At 66.0% G+C, this 20,366-nt stretch carries 18 protein-coding genes; 7 read left to right on the forward strand and 11 right to left on the reverse strand.

Going from position 1 to position 20,366, the window contains the following annotated elements; translation table 11 throughout:
• The coding region (locus D7V88_RS23415) for a GNAT family N-acetyltransferase (RefSeq protein ID WP_147448833.1) at nt 1–495 on the forward strand (495 nt) is incomplete at its 5' end.
• Between the two features lie 65 nt (nt 496–560).
• On the opposite strand, the gene D7V88_RS43675 is transcribed toward D7V88_RS23415, so the two are convergent.
• Nucleotides 561–731 carry a hypothetical protein gene (locus D7V88_RS43675; RefSeq protein WP_167509874.1) on the reverse strand — a complete coding sequence of 57 codons (171 nt, stop codon included), beginning with the start codon at nt 729–731 and terminating at the stop codon, nt 561–563.
• A 23-nt stretch (nt 732–754) separates the two neighbouring features.
• Between D7V88_RS43675 and D7V88_RS23420 the strand changes: the two genes are divergently transcribed.
• Together D7V88_RS23420 and D7V88_RS23425 are read left to right on the forward strand one after the other, a co-directional pair.
• On the forward strand, nt 755–976 hold the full coding sequence (locus D7V88_RS23420) for an SDR family oxidoreductase (protein ID WP_244238336.1): 222 nt from the start codon (nt 755–757) through the stop codon (nt 974–976).
• A 65-nt stretch (nt 977–1,041) separates the two neighbouring features.
• The gene (locus D7V88_RS23425) at nt 1,042–2,523 is read left to right on the forward strand and encodes a hypothetical protein (RefSeq protein WP_147448834.1); all 1,482 of its coding nucleotides are present in this window, start codon (nt 1,042–1,044) and stop codon (nt 2,521–2,523) included.
• Nucleotides 2,524–2,959: 436 nt separating this feature from the next.
• On the opposite strand, the gene D7V88_RS23430 is transcribed toward D7V88_RS23425, so the two are convergent.
• The 4 genes from D7V88_RS23430 to D7V88_RS23445 form a co-directional block, all read right to left on the reverse strand.
• Complete coding sequence (locus D7V88_RS23430; RefSeq protein WP_120542875.1) at nt 2,960–4,192, reverse strand: HlyD family secretion protein; 1,233 nt, start codon at nt 4,190–4,192, stop codon at nt 2,960–2,962.
• Nucleotides 4,193–4,195: 3 nt separating this feature from the next.
• The gene (locus tag D7V88_RS23435) at nt 4,196–5,794 is read right to left on the reverse strand and encodes a DHA2 family efflux MFS transporter permease subunit (protein WP_120542876.1); all 1,599 of its coding nucleotides are present in this window, start codon (nt 5,792–5,794) and stop codon (nt 4,196–4,198) included.
• Nucleotides 5,795–5,798: 4 nt separating this feature from the next.
• Nucleotides 5,799–6,425: a TetR/AcrR family transcriptional regulator gene (locus D7V88_RS23440; protein WP_120542877.1), complete on the reverse strand. Its 627-nt coding sequence runs from the start codon at nt 6,423–6,425 to the stop codon at nt 5,799–5,801.
• Nucleotides 6,426–6,624: 199 nt separating this feature from the next.
• Nucleotides 6,625–9,900: a C45 family autoproteolytic acyltransferase/hydrolase gene (locus D7V88_RS23445; protein WP_120542878.1), complete on the reverse strand. Its 3,276-nt coding sequence runs from the start codon at nt 9,898–9,900 to the stop codon at nt 6,625–6,627.
• 252 nt (nt 9,901–10,152) lie between these two features.
• Between D7V88_RS23445 and D7V88_RS23450 the strand changes: the two genes are divergently transcribed.
• The 4 genes from D7V88_RS23450 (at nt 10,153) to D7V88_RS45230 (ending at nt 14,095) form a co-directional block, all read left to right on the forward strand.
• Nucleotides 10,153–11,184: a 1,9-bis(guanidino)-5-aza-nonane synthase gene (locus D7V88_RS23450; RefSeq protein WP_120542879.1), complete on the forward strand. Its 1,032-nt coding sequence runs from the start codon at nt 10,153–10,155 to the stop codon at nt 11,182–11,184.
• 140 nt (nt 11,185–11,324) lie between these two features.
• Nucleotides 11,325–12,398, forward strand: a complete 1,074-nt coding sequence (gene ada, locus D7V88_RS23455; RefSeq protein ID WP_120542880.1) for a bifunctional DNA-binding transcriptional regulator/O6-methylguanine-DNA methyltransferase Ada — start codon at nt 11,325–11,327, stop codon at nt 12,396–12,398.
• Between the two features lie 14 nt (nt 12,399–12,412).
• Nucleotides 12,413–13,135: a 2OG-Fe(II) oxygenase gene (locus D7V88_RS23460; RefSeq protein ID WP_244238337.1), complete on the forward strand. Its 723-nt coding sequence runs from the start codon at nt 12,413–12,415 to the stop codon at nt 13,133–13,135.
• Nucleotides 13,136–13,381: 246 nt separating this feature from the next.
• Complete coding sequence (locus D7V88_RS45230; protein ID WP_120542882.1) at nt 13,382–14,095, forward strand: hypothetical protein; 714 nt, start codon at nt 13,382–13,384, stop codon at nt 14,093–14,095.
• Between the two features lie 546 nt (nt 14,096–14,641).
• Here D7V88_RS45230 and D7V88_RS23470 read toward each other — a convergent pair.
• The 6 genes from D7V88_RS23470 to D7V88_RS23495 form a co-directional block, all read right to left on the reverse strand.
• Nucleotides 14,642–15,480 (reverse strand): IS5 family transposase gene (locus tag D7V88_RS23470; RefSeq protein WP_244238338.1). Its coding sequence is split into 2 segments (ribosomal slippage): nt 14,642–15,126 and nt 15,126–15,480, totalling 840 coding nucleotides; the frame shifts between segments, so codons are not numbered across the junction.
• A 41-nt stretch (nt 15,481–15,521) separates the two neighbouring features.
• The gene (locus D7V88_RS23475; protein WP_120542883.1) at nt 15,522–16,118 is read right to left on the reverse strand and encodes a GGDEF domain-containing protein; all 597 of its coding nucleotides are present in this window, start codon (nt 16,116–16,118) and stop codon (nt 15,522–15,524) included.
• A 151-nt stretch (nt 16,119–16,269) separates the two neighbouring features.
• Nucleotides 16,270–18,480, reverse strand: a complete 2,211-nt coding sequence (locus D7V88_RS23480) for a Z1 domain-containing protein (protein WP_120542884.1) — start codon at nt 18,478–18,480, stop codon at nt 16,270–16,272.
• Nucleotides 18,481–18,880: 400 nt separating this feature from the next.
• The gene (locus tag D7V88_RS23485) at nt 18,881–19,078 is read right to left on the reverse strand and encodes a hypothetical protein (RefSeq protein WP_147448835.1); all 198 of its coding nucleotides are present in this window, start codon (nt 19,076–19,078) and stop codon (nt 18,881–18,883) included.
• A 47-nt stretch (nt 19,079–19,125) separates the two neighbouring features.
• Nucleotides 19,126–19,731, reverse strand: a complete 606-nt coding sequence (locus tag D7V88_RS23490; protein WP_120542886.1) for a transposase — start codon at nt 19,729–19,731, stop codon at nt 19,126–19,128.
• Nucleotides 19,629–20,180: a winged helix-turn-helix domain-containing protein gene (locus D7V88_RS23495; RefSeq protein ID WP_120542887.1), complete on the reverse strand. Its 552-nt coding sequence runs from the start codon at nt 20,178–20,180 to the stop codon at nt 19,629–19,631. The genes D7V88_RS23490 and D7V88_RS23495 overlap by 103 nt, the downstream gene beginning before the upstream one ends.
• Nucleotides 20,181–20,366: the final 186 nt, after the last annotated feature.

Below are 20,366 nucleotides of genomic sequence, written 5' to 3' on the forward strand. Positions count from 1 at the left end.
CAGCCCATGGCCCCTCCCCCCTCCACCGTCGAGATCGTCACCTGGCGGGAAGCCTTCCGCGCGGACTTCGAGCGGCTCAACCGGCAGTGGATTGAAAAGGACTTCCGCATCGAGGGCTCGGACCTGGCCTCGCTCACGAATCCGCACGGGACCTTCGTGGCCCCGGGCGGTGAGGTGCTCTTCGCCCTCGTGGACGGACGGGTGCTGGGCACGTGCGCGCTGCGCAAGGCGGACGGCGACACGTATGAGCTGTGCAAGATGGCGGTGTCCCCGGAGGCGAGGGGCCGGGACCTGGGCGACGCGTTGATGCGCGCCGCGCTGACCACGGCCCGGGAGCGCGGTGCCCGGCGGATGTACCTGGTGACGAACAGCGCGCTGGCACCCGCGCTGGGCCTGTACCGCAAGCACGGCTTCGTCACCACGCGCAGCGGCCCGGAGCTGGCGGCCGCGACAGGCTATTCGCGCGCGGACGTGGAGATGTTCGTCAACCTGTGAAGCCATGAAGAAGCGCCGCGTTCCTTGATGGGAGCGTGGCGCCTTTCGTGCGGATTCTGCCCTGACTACTTCGTGTGCACCGTGACGCCAGCGGACAGGCCGGCGCGCAGGGTCAGTCCTTCGGGCGGGTGCACCCAGGTGATGCGTACGGGCACGCGCTGCACCACTTTTGGCGGGCACGCGGTGAGCCCGACGGCGGCGGTGTACCGCGCCACGAAGTACGCGGTGATGGCCATCTCCGAAGGGCTGCGCCAGGGAAGTGGGCGCGGACATCCGCGTGACGGTGATTTCGCCAGGGGTCACCACGTCGGAGCTGGCGGAGAGCATCAGCGACCCGAACGCGCGGGCCTACATGCGCGAGTCCCGCAGGGACGCGATTCCGGCGGAGGCCGTTGCCCGGTCCATCGCGTATGCCATCAGCCAGCCCGCAGACGTGGAAGTGAGTGAGATCATCATCCGCCCCACGTCGAGTCCGTACTGAGCGGGGATTGGCGGGGTATCAGACGTCGCATAGAGTGAGCGCCCTCCTGAGGGGGAGCCCATTCAATGCCGACGTTGAAACGCCCGCTGTCTGCCTTCATGCTCGGTGCCTGCCTGTTCGCGCTGGGCGCCTGTGATTCCAAGGACGACCCCGCCCCTGACGCGGGCACCGACGCCGGGATCAGGTCTGACCCGGATGCGGGCCTCCCGGAGTACACAGCGCTGACGCCTTCGGAGGAGAGCCATACCCTTGCGTGGAGTGGCCAGCCAGTGTCGGGCCGGTTCGCGTTCATCGCCCGGGCCGGGCGCCACTACGACTTCATCGCGGAAGGCCGGCGGAGTTCCTACAGCCTGACCCTGCATGCCGCCGCGGGATACGTGGTCGACCAGGGCGAGCCCACGACGAACACCCCCTTCACCTGGCACTGGTCAGGGCTCAAGGAAGGGGAGGTCTATACCGTGGATGTCTCGCTGTCCCCGCTCCAGGGAAAGGAACCGCTGGTCTTCCGCTTCGTGGACCAGGGGATGGATGACCACGGGGATCTGCCTAGCATGGCGACCTTATGGCATCCCTCGGAGAAGATCCTGACGGGGCGGGGTGGGCATCCCGGTGCGCGGGATGTGTTTGCCTTCAATGCCATCTACAACCATGTCTACGTCATCGACTGCACCTTCCCGACCTACGACTGGCGGCTGTACTTCCTCGACTTCAAGGGGGGGATTCACAGCCTCGTGGACAGTGCCTCATTCGCGCAGACACAGGTCTCCACGGCCTACAAGTTCACCGATCCCTGGGTGCAGTACGTTTCCATCCAGGACTTGAACCCGGCTCCGTCCTCCGCGATGTACAGCTGCGTATTGAAGGACAAGGGCCGGGAGGAGCATGGAGACACAGCGGCATCGGCGACCACGCTGCTCCAGGGAACGTCGTCCGTGCAGGGGAAAATTGACTTCGTCGGCGACATTGACGGCTTCAACCTTGGCGTCCTGCCCGGACACTTCTACCGGGCGTCGTGCATCCCGGAAGGCCCGGCGCCCTGCAACGTTGATGCGGGACGTGAACTCGACCCGATTCAGTCGAAGATGATCTTCAAGGCGTTGACGCCCTATTTCTACGGCTTGCGGGTGCAGGGTGATCGCGTTGTCCCGGCACAGTGGGTGGATCTGCCCTACACCCTCCAGTTCGAAGACCTGGGCGCGGACGACCATGGCGACACACGGGCCACGGCGACGCCGCTCACGGGACCGGCACAGACCGTCCAGGGCCACGTCACCGACCTCATCGACCCCGACGTCTTCTCCTTCCAGGCCGTCGAGGGACAGCGCTACCAGGTCAGTTCAGAGTGGCGAGAGGAGCAGGGCCAGATCTCCTCCAGCATCCGCGATGAAATGGGCAGCTCCGTGACGGCGCCCCGCACGCATGTCGGCTCGCGCTGGGTCCAGGACTTCACGGCCCCGAAGACGGGGACCTACTTCATCGAACTCCTCGCGGACGTCGAAGCGAACCTGGGAGACTATACCTTCCAGTTCGAAGCGCTGGCCCCCTGAAAGTCCGTCCATCTCCACGCTGAAACAATCACTGTCTGCCCTCATGCTCGGTGCCTGTCTGTTCACGCTGGGCGCTTGTGAGTCAGCTCCACGCCTGATGCGAGCCGGGCCTGGACGCCGGGAGCGATGCCGGTTCCAGCCCGGATGCGGGCTTGGGCGCCGGTTCGACCGAGCCGCCGCCCCTCATCCCGGAGGGCCATACGCTGCTGACGCCCTCGCCGGAGAGTCAGACCGTTGCCTGGAACGGGGCGGTGATGTCGCTGCGGTTCGCCTTCGTGGCCGCAAGCACGGCTTCGTCACCACGCGCAGCGGCCCGGAGCTGGCGGCCGCGACGGGCTATTCGCGCGCGGACGTGGAGATGTTCGTCGACCTGTGAGGTCATGAAAAAGCGCCGCACCCCTGGACGGAGCGCGGCGCCCTTCTCGTGAGGCTTCGACTACTTCGTGTGCACCGTGACGCCAGCGGACAGGCCGGCGCGCAGGGTCAGTCCTTCAGGCGGGTGCACCCAGGTGATGCGCACGGGCACGCGCTGCACCACCTTCACGAAGTTGCCGGACGCGTTGTCCGGAGGCAGTAGCGAGAAGCGCGAACCGGTGCCGCCGGACAGGCTCTCCACCCGGCCCTCCAGCTTCTCGCCGGAGAAGGCATCCAGCTCCACCTCCACGCGCTGGCCCGCGTGCATGTGGCCTACCTGCGTCTCCTTGAAGTTGGCCACCACGTAGGTGGTGAGCGGCACCAGCTCCGCCACCGCCTGCCCGGGGGTGAGCAATTGTCCCGCGTGCACGGACAGCTTGGACACCTGACCGTCCGCTGGGGCGACGATGCGCGTGTCCTCCAACTGGAGCTTCGCCTGGTCGAGCGCCGCCTCCGCGCCCTTTACCCGCGCGTGCGCCAGCGACGCATTGGCCTGGGCGGCGGCGATCTTCTCGTCGATGGGAGCGCTCACGTCCAACTGGCCCCGAGCCTCCGCGACCTTGCTCTCCGCGGTGCGCCGGCCTTCCTCCGCCAGGGTGAGCTGCGCGCGGGCCCCTTCCAGCGCGGCCTGCGCGGTCTCGTTGCCTGTCTGCGCATCATCGAGCGCGCTCTGCGCCACGACGTTCTGCTCGCGCAGGTTCTTCGCCCGCTCCAGGTCCAGCGCCGCCTTGCGGGCCTGCGCTTCGGCCCGGGTGACCGCCGCGCGAGCAGAGGCCACCTGCGCCTGGGCACTGCCCACCGCGGAGTTGCTGGTGATGACGAGCGCCTTCGCGCTGGACAGGCCACCCTTCGCTCCGGCCGCCGCCACGGTGGCCTGCGCGTCCGCCGCCACGGCCTGGGCGCGCGCGGACTCCAGCTCCGCCTCCGCCTGCTTCACCCGGGCCTCGTAGGGACGCGCGTCGATCTGCAGGATGACGTCGCCCTGGTGCACGGTGGCGTTGTCCGCCACGGTCACCTTCACCACCGGGCCGGATACGCGCGCGGACAGGGGCACCACGTCCGCCTCCACCTGCGCGTCGTCGGTGGTCTCCTGCCCCGCGGTGAGCAGCTTGTAGCCGCCCAGGGACACCAGGATGACGGCCACCACGGCGCCCAGGATGAAGAAGCCCCGCTTGCCCCGCTTCGCCTGCGCCTCGGCGGAGGGCGCGGGCGCCGCTTCGGGGACGAGCTGGGGCGCGGTCGTTGTCGTTGCCATGGCTTAGATCTCCACGTCGATGTGGGGCTTCTCGTGAGAGCCCCCGCCGCTGGGAGCGGCCTTGAGGAAGTAGATGAGCGGCAGCACCACCACGAACATCAGCGCCGCGAGGACGAACAGCTTGTCGAAGGCGAGCACCATGGCTTGCCGGTACACCGAACCCGCCATCATCTGGAGGCTCGCCACCTTCGCGCCGGCGGCATCCAGGCCGTGCTGCATGAGCCCCTGCTGGGTCGCCGCCATGCGGCCCGCGACCTCCCACCGCTCCGGGTTCAGGTGCGCCGCGATGGAGGCCTTGGCTGTCACCGTGTAGCGCGACAGCAGCGTGGTGAAGATGGCCAGGCCCATGGAGCCGCCAATCTGACGCAGCAGCGAATTGAGGCCGGTGGCGTCCGCCATGCGCTCGCGCGGGATGTTGGCGAGCGCCGTGGCGCTGAGCGGCACGAACATCAGGCTGAAGCCCACGCCCTGCAGCGCGATGGCGCTGATGATGTTCCCGGAGCCCGTGGCGAGCGAGAAGTGGCTCATCTCGAAGGCGCCCAGGCCCGCGAACACGATGCCCGCGGCCACCAGCACCCGCGCCGGCACCTTGCCGTACAGCCGCCCGACGAAGGGCATCATCACCAGCATCACCAGCGTGCGGGGCATCAGCGCGAACCCGGACTGCGTGGCGGTGAAGCCCAGCAGTTCCTGCATGAACACCGGCAGGAGGAACATGCTGGCCATGAGCACCGCGAACACCAGCGCGCTGAGCAGCGTGCCGGACGCGAACACCGGATCCTTGAAGAGGCGCAGGTTCACCGCGGGCGCCACCGCCGTCAGCTCGCGGATGACGAACGCGATGAGGCACGTCGCCGCGAACAGCGCGCAGATGACGATGACGGGGGACTCGAACCAGTCATCCGCCTGCCCCTCCTCCAGGAAGTACTGGAGCGATGCGAGCCCCATGCACAGCAGCGTGATGCCGGACCAGTCCATGTGCTTGCGCTGGCGTTCGGCCTCCACGCGCGCGGTGGCGCGAAGCTGTTCGTCCTCCTGGACGAAGCGGGCCACCATGAAGAAGCCCAGGATGCCCACCGGCACGTTGATGAAGAAGATCCACGACCAGTGGAAGTTGTCGACGATGTAGCCGCCCAGCGTCGGTCCGATGGCCGGGCCCACCATGACGGCCATGGCGAAGATGGCCATCGCCGTGCCCTGCTCCTTGGGCGGGAACGTCTGGCGCAGGATGGCCTGTTCGGTGGGTTGGAGCGCGCCCGCGCCCAGGCCCTGGAGGAAGCGGAAGAGCACCAATGTCGGCAGGTTCCACGCGAAGCCGCAGAGGAACGAGCCCGCGACGAAGAGCACCAGACACGCCAGGTACACGCGCTTCTGGCCGAACAGGCGGCCCAGGAAGCCCGTGAGCGGCATCACCATCACCGTGGCGATGACGAAGCCAGTGGTGGCCCAGGTGATCTCCTGCACGGTGGCGCCCACGGCGCCGCGAATCTGGGGAAGCGCCACGTTGACGATGGACGAGTCGATGGCGCCCATCAGCGTGCCGAACGTCACCGACAACGTGACGAGCCACTTGTTCGGCAAGGCCTTGGGTGGGGTCGCCATGGCGCTAGACCTCGATTCCCTTCAGGAAGACGCGGAGGACTTCCTCCGCCCAGGCCGCGGCGGCAGGACTCGCGCGGTCGCCCTCGCGCAGGCGGTCCAACGCACCGCGCACCATGCCCACCAGGAGGGCCGGGTAGAACGCCCGGCCTTCCGCGCGCAGCTCCCCGGCCTTGATGCCCCGGTCGAGGATGGGCTCCAGGCGCCGGTTCAGCTCCGCGAGGACGCGGCTCTTGTTCTGGGTGCGGGCCGCATCCTCGGGAAGCTGCATCAGCAAGCGCACGAAGACGTCGTGCTCCGACACGTGGGCGAACACGGCCACTACGAAGGCGCGAAGCTGCACGCGGGCGGGCTGCCCCTCCACCTGGGCCAGCGAGGCATCCAGCCGCTCCAGCAACGCCTCCCGGCGCTTCGCCCGCAGCGCCTCCAGCAGCGCCGCGCGGTCCGTGAAGTGGTTGTAGAGCGTCCCCACCGACACGCCTGCCTGCTCGGCGATGGACTCCATCTTCGCCGCGTGCAGGCCCTCCCGCGCGAACACCGTCGCGGCCGCCGCCAGGATGGCATCGGCGGTGGCCTCTTTCAGGCGAGAGCGCAGCTTTTTGACGGGCGCCTCAGATTTTGAATCTCGATTCATTTCTTGAAGAGAGATTTAACCCTCTCCGTCCCGGAGTCAAATCAGGGTGGGCTGTGAGGGGGGAGGCCGCCTGACCGGGGCCTGGCTGGACGCTGGACGGGAGGCGGCCCGCCGAGGGGCGGACCACCTGCTGACCGTCAGTGAGTCAGGCCCGGGTGGAAGCGCAGGGCTTCCAACCGGGAAGAGGCGGCCCTTCGACTCAGGGCGTGAGCATGCCCAGCTTGGGTGCGGGCAGCTCCACGGACAGCTCCTGTGTGAGGCTCTCCGTGGCGTGGAAGCCCTTGCCGCTCACCTCTCCGGCACGGAACAGGGCCCAGCTCTGGAGGCCACGCTGGAACGTGCGCGTCATGTGCCACAGCTCCAGGCCGCTGTTGGCGACGAAGAGGTACAGCGTGCGCTTGGGGTTCCAGGGGTTGGGCAGCGCCACCGCGAGGCCATCATCCGCGCGGCCGTACGTCTTGCCCTGCCAGCGGAAGTAGCGCCGGCCCAGCTCCACCGGCAGCTTCTTCTCCGCCTGGAGCCGCGCGAGCAGCCCGTTGTCCTCCGCGCCACCGAACACCACGAGGTCGCGATCCGCGAGCTCCGCGTCCGTCACCTCCGCGTCTGGCTTGAGCGGGGCCAGCTTCTCCGGCGACGCGTCCGCCAACTGCTCGCGGTAGTTCAGCGCCAGCGTGCGCATGGACTCCACCTGGCGCGCGGAGCCGTACACGAAGAGCAGCTTCTCCCAGTCGTCCAGCGTGTTGGCCAGGGTCTGGTAGCGCTCGCGGGCCACGGGGATGTCACTGCCCACGTTGAACACCACGCGCACCGGCTTGTCCGCGACCTTCACGGTGAAGGTGTCACTGCCGCCCTTCACCTCCACGCGCTCCAACGTGGAGCCCTTCTCCGTCTGCACCTCCACCAGCGTGACGAACTGCCAGGGCTTGCCGGACTGCTCCACCTTCAGCGTCACCTCGTAGCCCTCCTTCGCCTTCTGGGCGCGAGAGGTGAGGCGCGGCGCGGGCAGGCCCTCCCGGGCCACCCACTGGTTCACCAGCGGTGCCACGTCCCGGCCCGCCGCCTCCGACGCCGTCTTGATGAAGTCCTGGGTGGACAGCTTCTTGTTCGCGAATCTCCCGTGCACCGCCGCCATCACCTGCGCGAACTTCGCGTTGCCCAGCGTCAGCCGAAGCTGGTGCAGGAGGTACGTGCCCTTGATGCGAGGCACCGCGTACTGGCCGTAACGCCCGTAGTCGGTGCGCGCGGCCGTGGGCACCACGTCCCCTTCGCGCGAGGACACATAGAGGTAGCGGGCATTGAGCTCCGCGAGCGCGTCGCGCTGCTGCTCGAAGGCCTTGCCCAGCGCGTCGTCCCCTTCCGGCAGTTCCTTGAGCTGGGTCCAGTACGCGGCCGAACCACTGACGAACCAGTTGTCCCCATCCGTGGCGGGGAACACGGTGTTGGCCCACAGCTTCTTCTCGTCGAAGGAGAGCGCGTCCTTCACGCGGGCGAAGTCCTTCTTGGGCTTCTCCACCTTGGGCTCGGGCTTCTGCTTCGCCTTCGCGGCCTTGAGCTTGTCCGCCACGTAGATGGGGCTGAAGGCGGTGTAGCCCAGCGACAGGTGCGGCGTGGCGCCCGGCAGGTCCGGTATCCAGCGGCTGCCCACCATCTTCTCGCGCAGCGTCGTCTTGCCGAAGTGCGCCAGGAACATCAGCTTCTCCGTCATCTCCGACGTGGTGACCTTGCCGTCACACGCATGGGGACGGTTGATGGGGCTCGTGGCGAGCATCCGCGTGGCGCTCTCCACGTCGAAGCCGGCCTTGCCGTACCGGGCATAGGCCTCCTGGAAGGCGATGTCGCGGTTCCAGGTGTTGAAGGCCAGGTCCACCGGGGCGTTGCTCGCGTTGGGCACGGACTCCTTGCGCACCTCCGGGTCGCGGTTGTTGTTGTTGGCCCAGATGAAGTCCTTGAGGTTTCCGGGCGTGTCGGCCTGCTTGCCCTTGCTCCCGGTGCGCCACAGGCGCGTCTTGTTCGTGCCGAGCAGCAGGCACGCGCCCTCATCCGTCTTGGTGTCCGCCAGCGTCCAGTCGTTGGTGTAGAGGCCGTTGTTGCGGTCCTTGAGGATGCGCTCCACGTCGTCGATGGACGACGCGTACTGCGCGGCCCGGCGGATGCGGTTGCTCTGCGGGGTGCCGTCGATGTTGAAGGGCGTCTGGCCCACGGTCGTCTCACCAATGACGATGCCCGCGTCGTTGAGGAACCAGTCCGCGCCGCTGTGGATGCCGCCCGGGAAGGTCTGCATCACGAAGCGGTGGCCCTTCGTCGGCTGCACGTCCAGCACCACGTCCCAGTGGACGCCGGTGTAGCCGTTCCACATGAAGATCTGCCCCATGACGACGCGGCCGTCCTTCGTCGCGGACTTCGTGGCGACGAACGACGAGCAGTGGTCACCCTCCCCCGCCCGGCCGTTCTCGTCCTCGCCCTTGAGGAAGGTGCGCCCGGACAGCGGGGACGCCGTCACCCGGTTGGCGTCCTCCAACTGGCCCAGGTCCACCGCCGAGTTGAGCGCGACGATGTCCAGCACATCCAGGTCGCGCTCCTTCGCATCCGGGCCCTTGAACTTCGCGCCGGCCACGTTCGCGCCGTCCGCGATGCCCTTCATCTCCTCCAGGAACTCCGGGTCGAAGCGGCGCAGGAAGAGCGAGTCCGCCAGCAGGCGCACCTGCGCCCAGCCCTTCGCGGCGTCCGCCTTGTCCTTCTGGATGCCCAGCTTCTCGATGTAGCGGACGATCTCCTGCGACACGAGCTCGCCGAACTGCCGGCCGCGCTCGTAGGGCTCGCCCTCGATGTGCACGTACACCCAGCCGCCGTCGTCATACCGGAAGCCCTTGCCAGCCCAGCGCACGCTCTCCATGGGGACGTACGCGGTGATGTCATCCACCTCCTCCAGCTTCACGTCGTCGAACCACGCGGTGCCGGTGGCCTTGCCGTTGTGGCCCAGGTGCGCCTGTACGCGGTCGGTGGACTGGGTGGCGAAGAACATCACCTGCACCCGGCCGCTGGCATCCGCGCCCTGGGGTGGCGAGCAGTTGGTGAAGGGGAAGCTCTGCATGGACAGACACGCGCCCAGCGCCGTGGGGTAGCGCGCCTGCGCATCCGCCTGCACGCCCTTCGTGCGCACCCACGCGCTCAGCCGGTAGAGCCGGCCCACCTGGAGCTTCACTGGCTCCGACTGCACGGTGGTCTCCGCGCCGCCCTGGGGACTTTCGATGACGAGCCCGCGGCTGCCTTCCGCCTTCGCGTCGGTGCTGGTGGACACCTTGCCCTGGCCGGATGAGGACCAGCCCTTCGGGAGGCCCGCGCTCGCGGTGGCTTCGAAGCCGGCGTTGGGGACGGAGATGGGCGCGGGGGCCGCCCACGCGGGGGCCGCGGCGCAGGCCAGCAACGTGGCGCCAAGCAGATGGGAGCGTTTCCACATCAGTCGGAGGTGGGGCATGGCTTGCTCATCTCGCACTGGGAATGGGGAAGTGGGGCGCGGCATCCTGTCATGCCGACCGCGAGCGTGCAGGCGGTGAATGACTCGCACCTGCCTGGCTGGCGTGGTAGAGGGCGCATGTCGCACGCCACCTGACGTCTCCGATGGCGGTCTCCCCCGTTCGCGGGCCGGACCGTAGGACGTCTCGGGTGGCGCTTGTTGTCGGCCCAGGGCCTCCCGACCTCCATCCATGGCCGTCGGGGTACACCCGCCGTGACAACGACTCCCAGTAAGTCCGCGCTGCTTCACGACACCATCCAGCACATCGACATCAAGGCGTTCGACGTGCGCCCGGTGGTCCAGGCCATGGGCCACATGGCCTTCCAGGCGCGCAACCTGAGCCGCGCCGCCACGCTCTATGACGCCATGCTCCGTGACGAGAAGTGCGGGGTCATCCTCTGCCTCGCCGGCAGCCTGTTCTCCGCTGGGCTGAAGCAGGTGGTGGTGGACATGGTGCGTCACCGGATGGTGGACGCCATCGTCTCCACCGGAGCGCTCATCGTGGACCAGGACTTCTTCGAGGCCCTGGGCTTCCACCACTACAAGGGCCGGGCGGACGCGGACGACAACGCGCTGCGCGAGCTGAGCATCGACCGCATCTACGACACGTACATCGACGAGGACCAGCTTCGCGTGTGCGACGCGACCATCGCGGCCATCGCCGCGGAGCTGGAGCCCCGGCCGTACTCCTCGCGCGAGTTCATCACCGAGATGGGCCGCTACCTGGAGACGCACGCGAAGACGCAGGACAGCGTGGTGCTGGCGGCACACCGAGCGGGCGTGCCCATCTTCTGCCCGGCGTTCAGCGACTGCTCCGCGGGCTTCGGGCTGGTGCACCACCAGTGGCACCGGACGGGGAAGCCTCAGGTGTCCATCGACAGCGCGAGGGACTTCCTGGAGCTGACGAAGTGCCGGCTGGCGATGGAGGACTCCGGCCTCTTCATGGTGGGCGGCGGCGTGCCGAAGAACTTCGCCCAGGACATCGTGGTGGCCGCGGACTTCGTGGACCGGCCGGTGTCCATGCACAAGTACGCGGTGCAGCTCACCGTGGCGGACGAGCGCGACGGCGCGCTGTCGGGGTCCACGCTGCGCGAGGCCAGTAGCTGGGGCAAGGTGTCCACCGTGCACGAACAGATGGTGTACGGCGAGGCCACGGTGACGATGCCGCTGGTGGTGGGCGCCGCCTTCCATGAGCGCGGCTGGACGCACCGGCCGGAGCGCCGGCTCGTGGACGCCTGCCGGTAGCGGTTTCGCGGGGTCCCGCGCTCCGGGTGGCCGGGGCGCGGGAGCCCTTCCGAATTCAAGAGCAAGACGCGGAGTGCTGGCCTGGAGCGCCGGGGTTAGTTTCCTGGCGTGGTCATGAGGACCGCTGGGAGGCAACGCACGTGAAGACGAAGGTGGAAGCCCTCGCGGCGGTGACACAGGGCGACCCGCGCTGGCCCTCGGTCGTGGCACGGGATGCGGGCGCGGATGGACGCTTCTTCTATTCCGTGAAGACGACGGGCGTGTACTGCCGTCCGTCCTGCGGGGCCCGGACGCCCCGGCCGGAGAATGTCGGCTTCCACGCGACGACCGCCGAGGCGGAACAGGCGGGGTTCCGGGCGTGCAAGCGCTGCAAGCCGGGCCAGCCGTCGCTCGCTTCACGGCACGCGGATCAGGTGGCCGAGCTGTGCCGCTTCATCCAGGGAGCGGAGCAACCCCCGAGCCTGGAGGAGCTGTCGGAGCGCGCGGGCCTGAGCCCCCATCACCTCCACCGCGTCTTCAAGGCCGTCACCGGGCTGACGCCCAAGGCCTACGCTGCGGCGCACCGGGCTGAACGGATCCGCACCGGCCTCACGCGGCGCGGCTCCGTCACCGAAGCCATCTACGACGCCGGCTTCAATTCCAGCGGTCGCTTCTACGAAACCTCCAGCCAGGTCCTGGGCATGACTCCGACGAACTTCCGCGCCGGTGGCGCGAACACTGAAATCCGTTTCGCTGTCGCTGAATGCACCCTGGGCCCCATCCTCGTGGCCGCGAGCGACCGGGGCGTGTGCGCCATCCTGATGGGAGAGGACCCCGACGCGCTGGCGAAGGACCTCCAGGACCGCTTCCCCCAGGCGACGCTGGTGGGAGGCGATACAGAGTTCGAACAACTGGTGGCGAAGGTGGTGGGCTTCGTGGAGGCCCCCCGCGTGGGATTGGACCTGCCCCTGGATGTGCGCGGCACGGCGTTCCAGCAACGCGTGTGGCAAGCGCTGCGGGAGATTCCGGCGGGCACGACGGCCAGCTACACGGACATCGCGGAGCGCATCGGCTCACCGAAGTCGGTCCGCGCGGTGGCGCAGGCGTGCGGCGCGAATGCGATTGCCGTGGCGATTCCCTGCCACCGGGTGGTGCGCAACGACGGAGCCCTGTCCGGGTACCGCTGGGGAGTGGAGCGCAAGCGCGCACTGCTGGACCGCGAGGCGAGCCGATGAGGGCCCGGGCACTCATGGCTCCCCCGGTGGATGGGATTGCGGCCCGGGTGGGCGCGGTGGATTGGGGCGCGGTGGAGAAGGAGCTGGATGCACGGGGCTGCGCGACCGTGGAGCGGCTGCTCGCCCCCGAGGAATGCGAGGCACTGGCGCTGCTGTACGACGTGGAGGATGCGTTCCGAAGCCGGGTGGTGATGGCGCGTCACGGATTCGGGCGGGGGGAATACCAATACTTCGACTACCCGCTACCAGAGGTGGTGTCGGAGCTGCGGACGGCGCTGTACCCACGGCTCGCGCCCATCGCGAACCGCTGGAACACAGCGATGGGCATCGACGTGCGGTATCCGGAAGCACACGCGGAGTTCCTCGCGCGCTGTCACGCGGCGGGACAGGTGCGGCCCACGCCATTGCTGTTGCGCTACGGCCCGGAGGACTACAACTGCCTGCACCAGGACCTGTACGGGGAGCATGTCTTCCCGCTCCAGGTGGCCTTCCTGCTGTCGGAGCCGGGACGGGACTTCGCGGGCGGGGAGTTCGTGCTGTCGGAGCAGCGGCCCCGGATGCAGTCACGGCCGGAGGTGGTTCCGCTGCGGCAGGGAGACGCGGTCGTCTTCGCGGTGCATCACCGCCCGGTGCAGGGCACGCGGGGCACCTACCGCGTCAACCTCCGGCACGGCGTCAGCCGGGTGCGTTCGGGGCAAAGACATACCGCGGGCATCATCTTCCACGACGCGACCTGAGGCGCCGTGCGACACGGGTTCGAATCCCCCCACGCCACAGACCGCGCCTGGTGACTGGAGACATCAGGGAATGACGGCGGTCATCAGGCCGCGCCGCGGGGAGCCGCGTTGGCGCGCATCCAAGCCGAGGAAGATCAATGGATTGCGCGTTCCCCCAGGCCTCCAGGGCCCTGGCACGCCCGCTGCTATGGGTGGACTCAACGCTGAACGCGGTAACCACCCTCTTCTTCCGAAACGAGTTCCCCCATGAAGATCTCCTCCGCTCGCGGCTCCTCCACCAACGCCATCCGCCGTCCCCCCGCGCAGGACCTCCCGTCTTCCAAGCCGAACTCGCCCAACGCCCCCCAGAAGCCGGACTCCAAGCTCTCCTCTCCCAACTCGCCCAACGCCCCCCAGAAGCCGGACTCCAAGCTCTCTTCTCCCAACTCGCCCAACGCCCCCCAGAAGCCGGACTCCAAGCTCTCTTCTCCCAACGCTCCGAACGGCCCCCAGAAGCCGGACTCCAGGTTCTCCAAGTCCTCGCTGCTCGACACCGCCACCCAGTTGCCTGACGCCATGCTCTCCGCGTCCTCGCTGATCAACGGCGTCCAGTCGCCTGGCGCCATGCTCTCCGCGCCCTCGCTGCCTGGCGGCGCCCAGCAGTCTGACGCCAAGCTCTCCTCGCCCATGATGCAGTCGCTCCAGACGGACGGTTTCTCCGCCAGCGGCTCCAGCAAGACCGAGAGCATCGGCAAGCTGCTGGAGGGCATCACCTCCGTGATCAGCAGCATCACGGAGCTGGTGCAGGCCGCCACCCAGGGCGTGCAGGCGGTCTCCCAGGGCGTGCAGGGCGTGGCCCAGGGCGTGACGGGCGTCGTCGGCGCCGTTGGCACCGCGGGCAGCTCGCTGCTCGGTGGCGCGCTCGGGCAGGCCCACTCGGATCCGACGGCCGGCATGAGCCAGGCCCCCACCATCGAGTAATCCGACGGCGCCCCGCTTCGGATGAATCAAGAAGCCCCTTTTCAGCACGGGCCGGAAAGGGGCCCCCTGTGTCAGGGAAGTTGTCGCCTCGGCTGAGCGGCCGGGATGACCACGCCTTGGGGGCGAGAGCAGGCAGGATGCAGTGCCGTACACGGATGGATTCAAGGCGCAGTTGGTGAAGCGGATGGTGGGCCCGGGCGCGGTGAGTGCCGCAGCGTTGGCCCGCTAGGTGGGTGTGTCGCAGCCGACGTTGTCGCAGTGGTTGCGGGAGGCGAATAAGACTTCCTTTCATAACCAGCGAGGGAGTCTGCGCTGAAGTACGACGCAGCAACCGAGCTGCAGGAGCGCCAGGTGCAGGTCGGCTCGGCGCTCCTCTAGGATGCGCAGGCGCTTGAGGTGGTGCAACCAGGGCGGGCTGCTCTCCACCACCCAGCGGTGGCGTCCCAACTTCTGGCTCGACTCGACTCCTTTGCGCGCGATGCGCGGTTTGATGCGCCGCTCGCATAGCCTGCGGCGGATGACGGCTTAGAGGGTGTTGTCGAACCCTCATGCAGGAGCGAGCCGACGCAGCAGGAGGGCCGTCATCGCTAACCAGATGAAGGCCTCACTGGATGCGGGCTTCTGCTCATAATCCTTGCTGAGGCGGCGAAAGAGATTGAGCCAGCCAAAGGTGCGCTCCACCACCCAGCGGCGCGCGACCAGCATGAAACCGCGAGGAAACGGTGGGCGCTCGATCTCGGGAGGCAAACCATACCAGCGTTGCCGCACCTCATTGGGCCGGCGAACGACTTCCACGTCCCAGCCGAACTTCTCCTCCAGCCAGCACTTGCACCGGCCCGTATAGCCCGAATCCACCCAGAGCTTGCGCAGGCGAGGGAAGCCCTCTCTGGACTTGCCGCCAAGAAGAAGCTGCGCGCCGTCTCGGTCTTGAACGCTGGCTGGGTGGACACGCAGCGCGTGGACAAGACCTTCGGTGTCTACCAGCAGGTGTCGCTTCCTGCCTTTCACCTTCTTGCCGCCGTCGTACCCCCTGGGCCCCCTTTTTCCGTCGTCTTCACCGTCTGGCTGTCCAGCGCGCCTGCGCTGGGGTGCGCGTCGCGCCCCAAGCGGTGACGTGTTTCCGTGCGGAGCACCGCGTGGATGTGCTCCAGCAAGCCTGCGTCACGCCACCGCCGGAAGCAGCTGTACACCGTGTCCCACGAGGGGAAGTCATGAGGCAGCATTCGCCAGGAGATTGCTCCTCGCGTGACGTACAGCAGGGCATCGAGAATGCGCCGACGCGGGTGAAGGGGCGGGCGGCCGCCCCGTCGGTAGAACTCCTCCAGTAATGGTTCCACCAGCGCCCACTGCAGATCCGTGAGGTCCGACGGGTAGCTCTTCCCCATGTACCTACGCTGCTCACCGCCCCGGGGTTCGACAACACCCTCTAAGCTTGATGCCCGCACTGCGGACACCAAAGATGGTTGGGATTGAAAGGGTGCGCGCTCGAGGGCGTGAGCCGAAAGGCGGCACCGCACTTGGTGCACCTGCAGCGTAGTTCCTCGGTCGTCAGAGAGTGACTGTTGTCCCACTCGAGCATAGTCCCAGACCCGCGTTGCTTTGCGACTCGACATGCTTCTTCGGCACGTGCAAGGCACAGCTTAGGGCCGTCTATCCCTATCGTTGTCCACCCGAAGCTCATCTTGATGTCAATCTTGATGTCTTTGTGAAAAAAGACGTTCGACCGAAATGTCCCGGAAAGCGCTTCTCCCACTTCAATAACATGCTCTTTCTGGCAAACAATGACGAACTCGTCTCCGCTTTGACGAAAGGCCTCGGCCTTGAAAGACTCAAGTGTCACTGAGAGCAGTTTTCCCGCACGTTCAATAGTGGCATCACCTGCCGCATGCCCGTGGCGGTCATTCACGAGCTTGAATCCGTTGAGGTCGCCGAAGACCACGACGTATTCATCTTCGCCGTCCCCAAGACCATCGAGGCGCTGAGCAAGCGCTGCGCCGTTTCGCAAGATCGTCTTGTCGTCCATTAGTGCAGCTAGGCGGACCTCCTCCAGCGATGCACGTAGGTCATCAATTGCTCGAGTAAGTCGCACGTCACGCTCCGTGACTACGCACGGCTTCGAAGAAGCCGACCAGGACAGTACGATTCGTCTGAGTGAAGTCGGTCGTTCTCAAGCATTAGTCCGCAACGGTTTGCGATGAGAAGATCGCGGAGGGCGTGTTCTTTTGCGCGCGGATTATAGGCCAATAGAACGCGGTGCCGTTCCAACCCAGTTTTTTAAGGCCTTCCTGCCGAAGCAGGAAGAGAATGGGGTGGTTGATCGCATATTCTTTGGCGAGACGTCCCTCTGTCTTTTCAGAATCAGGCGTCTCAATGTAGGTTGCGTGGGAGCTGGTGCCTGCCATGCGCATGGATTCTCGTCCGTGCGACGCCCACAGAAGTACTTTCCCCTTTTTCTTGTCGTCGGGGTGGAGTCCGCTCAAGTAGCGCAAGGCGAGCTTGGCGGCTGTCCAGTCAAAGCTCGGTGCATCATCGTCGTCGCCGAACGACAGGGTCGGCTCGATGGCGCTTAGCAGACGCAGCGCGTCGTCCAGCGCCACGAGCGAAGGTTCATTGCGGTCGAATCCGCACAGTTGTTCAATCTCAGCGTCGAGGGCAGATACTACAGGGGCAATGGCATTTGCACCAGTGCGATACCCTGACTGAAACCCGATCGGAAGGAGCCGCTTAAAGGGGCGCAGTGTTTGCGTGGAGGAAAGAAGAATTTTGGAGGGACTGCACGGAACAATCGAGCCATCTCCGGCCTGTCGAATGAATTGCACCACGTTCGACCCCCCATCCGTCGCACCACTTAAAATGGCGTCTCGCAGGATTTGGTCGAACTCTTCCATCTGAAACATTGCGCGTCGTATTCCAGACGACGTGTAGAATCTCGTTACCGCAAGGTCGGGCCGCCGGTATCCGTACATTCGTGAGTGCTGGAGAACCGTGTCCTGTTGAAACTTGTTTGGGCGGCGTCCGTAGAAAAAACCGATAAGATTAGAAAGTGTGACGCCCCGGTCGAGTACCTGGCCTCCGACAAAAATATTCAACGGGCTTCGAAGCTTGAGCTGTCCTGAGTCATCAAGCAGGGACGCCACATCCTCATCAGAGTTCACTGTTGCGATCGTAATCTCGTCGCCTGTGAGGGCTTGTTTTACGGCACGCTGGGTGGCGTCCAGGGCGGGAATGGGTTTCCCATCGAGATTCAACGAGCGCGCGAGATCTTCGTACGCCGTCTGTGTGAGTAATGAGAAGACGCCGTTGTTCTGCTCTGCCACAGCGCGGAACGCATCGACAATCGAGTGCGTTAGAATGCTCTGCCAATCGTGCGAGGGTTTGCCTGCCTCGGAGTGGAGCAAGAATGAATAACGGAGCTTTTTAGGGCTGACACCGGCCGCCGCGCCATTGATGCGCTGGATGCACCCCCCGACAATGAAGGTGACCAGTGCGCCGCGATAACCCTCAACGGCTGACGAAGTAAGTACGTCCGTGAGCTTGACTGCGCGCCCATCATGCTTCTTAAGGCGCTCTAGCTCGGCGGCCGAAACGGTGCGATGCACCATTCCCTCTAGGGTTGCGTCGTCTTGCGCGTCCATCCCAAAGTATGTCTCACCGCCGACATAGGTTTTTGGGACGTGAACAAGCTCGGTGAAAGCGGGCCGTGTCGGTCTAAATTCCGCGACATTTGCAACTTCGATGTCGTCGGGCTGCAGATAGAGGGCGTATGGGGTTGCTGTAACTTGGAGAAAGGAAGTCTTCTCAAAATGCGAACGAAGGGCACTGACTTGGGCCGCAATTTTATTTGCATCAACGACACCGTCCCGTTTTGTGTAACCAACAGAAGCGTTGTCAGCTTCATCATCAACGATGAGGACTCTGCGCGATGACATCGCGGGACACTTCTCGCTAACAAGCGTAGAAAGGCGCCTGAGATTGTCAGATTGCTTTTTGGCGACAAAGATGAGTTTGGAATTGAGTTCCCATGTGGTGAACGAGTCCGGCGATTTCATGATGTCGTAAATCGCAACGTCCTCGTTCTCTAGAAATGGGCGGAACTCATTCCGCAGTCGTTTTATGGTCTGATCTATTAGTGCCGTGGAGTTCTTGCTCAATACGATTGCGATGTCGTAGCCATTGTCGAAAGCGAGAGCGATCACGCTTATGAATGTTCTTGTCTTTCCGCTCTGCACTTTTCCAAGCAGAATTCCAGGATGGGCGGATGAGGTACCAGTCGTCAGAAGCCTAGAGACGGTCCGCTCGGCACACGAAAAAGTCTCTGGTTCGAAGCTGGGGTTTATCGCGCGGTATTTTGGATAGAACGTGCCAGTGATATTCAACGACGTCATGACATCCTCGGCGGTGTGCTCGTTGACACCTGGGCCGCTCTAGTCTGCTAAACGCTGGAGATCGGACCGCATGGATTTCCCGAAACGAATTCGCTGCTACTGCCTAAGATTTGGTGTAACCCCCTGGCCATGTTGCGTAGTCATCGCATGTTGTGCACGAAATAGCCTGGCTGTGTCAACGAGTGCCGCGCGGATAGCGGATGCGGGTAAGTGGTTCAAGCGCCTCAGAAGCCGGCTCTTCCCACAGCGGCGGGGCCCAAGGAGGAGGAGCGCCGAGAGTCGGCGGAGACAGCAGCGGTGGACAGGGACGGACAGCGCCCGCGCCCACGGAGGCTCGATTGGGCGGGGCTGGGAGTAGCCCGGTTCCGTGGCTCTCCCGCACTTCGTGTGGACCGTAGGTTCAGACGGTGAGCAGCACTCGACGACGCAGTAGGTCGAAGTTGGCGCGGCCATACATCTGACGCTTGAGAAGCTTGAGCTGTCCGATTTGACTGGGGCAACTCCAGTCCTTCACCGCCTCGTACAGCACCGTCCTCTCCGGCCGCCTCCGCCGGTACGCCCACCCGCGCTCCTCCCCTGCCACACCTTGCCAGGGCACACGCTACTGTCCGCCTCCCACGGGGTTCTCGTGAGCCCTAACCCTCTTCAGGGAAGTCCGGTAAGGCGCAAGCCAGCGTGAAGGAAGAAGGCGGCGAGAACGTCGTGGCGGTGGCCCAGGCGCACGAATGAAGCGCGTGCCTGGGCGCGCAGCTCGACGACAGAGTCGGGCGTGGCATTGCGCAGCTCGGCCTTCACCACGCCGTTGCAGCCCTCCTCGGGATTGAGGTCTGGCGCGTAGCCTGGCAGCCGCTCAAGGCGGAAGTCCTCGGGGTTGCGGGCGACGAAGTCGAGCGTCTCGGCACTGTGGTGCTGGTTGAGGCCGTCCCACACGATGGTGAGAGGACGGCCCACCTTCCCGCGGAAGTAGCGCAGGGCCGCGATGATGTCCTGGCTGGTGAAGCTTCCCTCTCGGTGGCGCGAATACAGGCGCGCCGGCCTGCGGCCGTACGGGGCAACGAGGGCGACGAGGGCGACGATGCTGGAGACTTCGCGCCGCTTGTCACGACGGCGCAAGGTGGGCGGATGCCCGACGGGCGCCCAGGTAGACGCTACGCGGGCCCGAAACGAACTACCTGTCTCGTCCACGAAGGCAATGGCCCGCCCGCTTCTTCGAGCCCCCTTTTGATGCGGGGCCAGTCGCGCTTCAGCCATGCCTCCACCAACGCATCGTCACGCTCCTTGGCTCGCGTGCGGGGCTGCTGCGGACTCAAACCCAGCCGGTGAAGGCACTCGGCCAGGTAATTGGGGTGGTAGCGCACTGCGAACGTGCGGTGGATGAGGTGCGCCACTCGCGTCAGCGTCCAGCGCTCGGTAGGGAAACCGCAGGTGCGCGCCCCTGCCCCTACCAGCTCCGCCACCTGCCGCCATTCACCCGAACTCAACTTCGACGGCCGGCCCGTGCGCGGCCTCGCCTTCAACCCGCGTGGACTGCCGCCTGCCTCGTGCAGTCGCCGCACCCAACGACTGACGGAGGCCTCGCTGACACCCACTCGGCGCGCCACCTCCACCTGCGACAGGTGCCCCCGTCGCAGGAGTTGTCCGGCTGCAAGCCGCCGCTCCTCAAGCTGCTGCGCCGTCCAGTGCTTTGGCTGCCACGCCATGGACGCCACCTCTCCATGACGTAACCGGTAGCCCCTTACCCGACTTCCCTGAAGGGGGTTAGTACTACTCAGTCAGTTGCGTCGAGTCGAGGGGCATGATCTACGTCGAGGTCATGACCCCTGCACAGATGCGCAAGCTGGACAGAGAGCTGCGCGAGTACCTGGAGTCGATGGTGGAGGGGATGG

This window comes from Corallococcus terminator (genome assembly GCF_003611635.1).
Taxonomy (GTDB): domain Bacteria; phylum Myxococcota; class Myxococcia; order Myxococcales; family Myxococcaceae; genus Corallococcus; species Corallococcus terminator.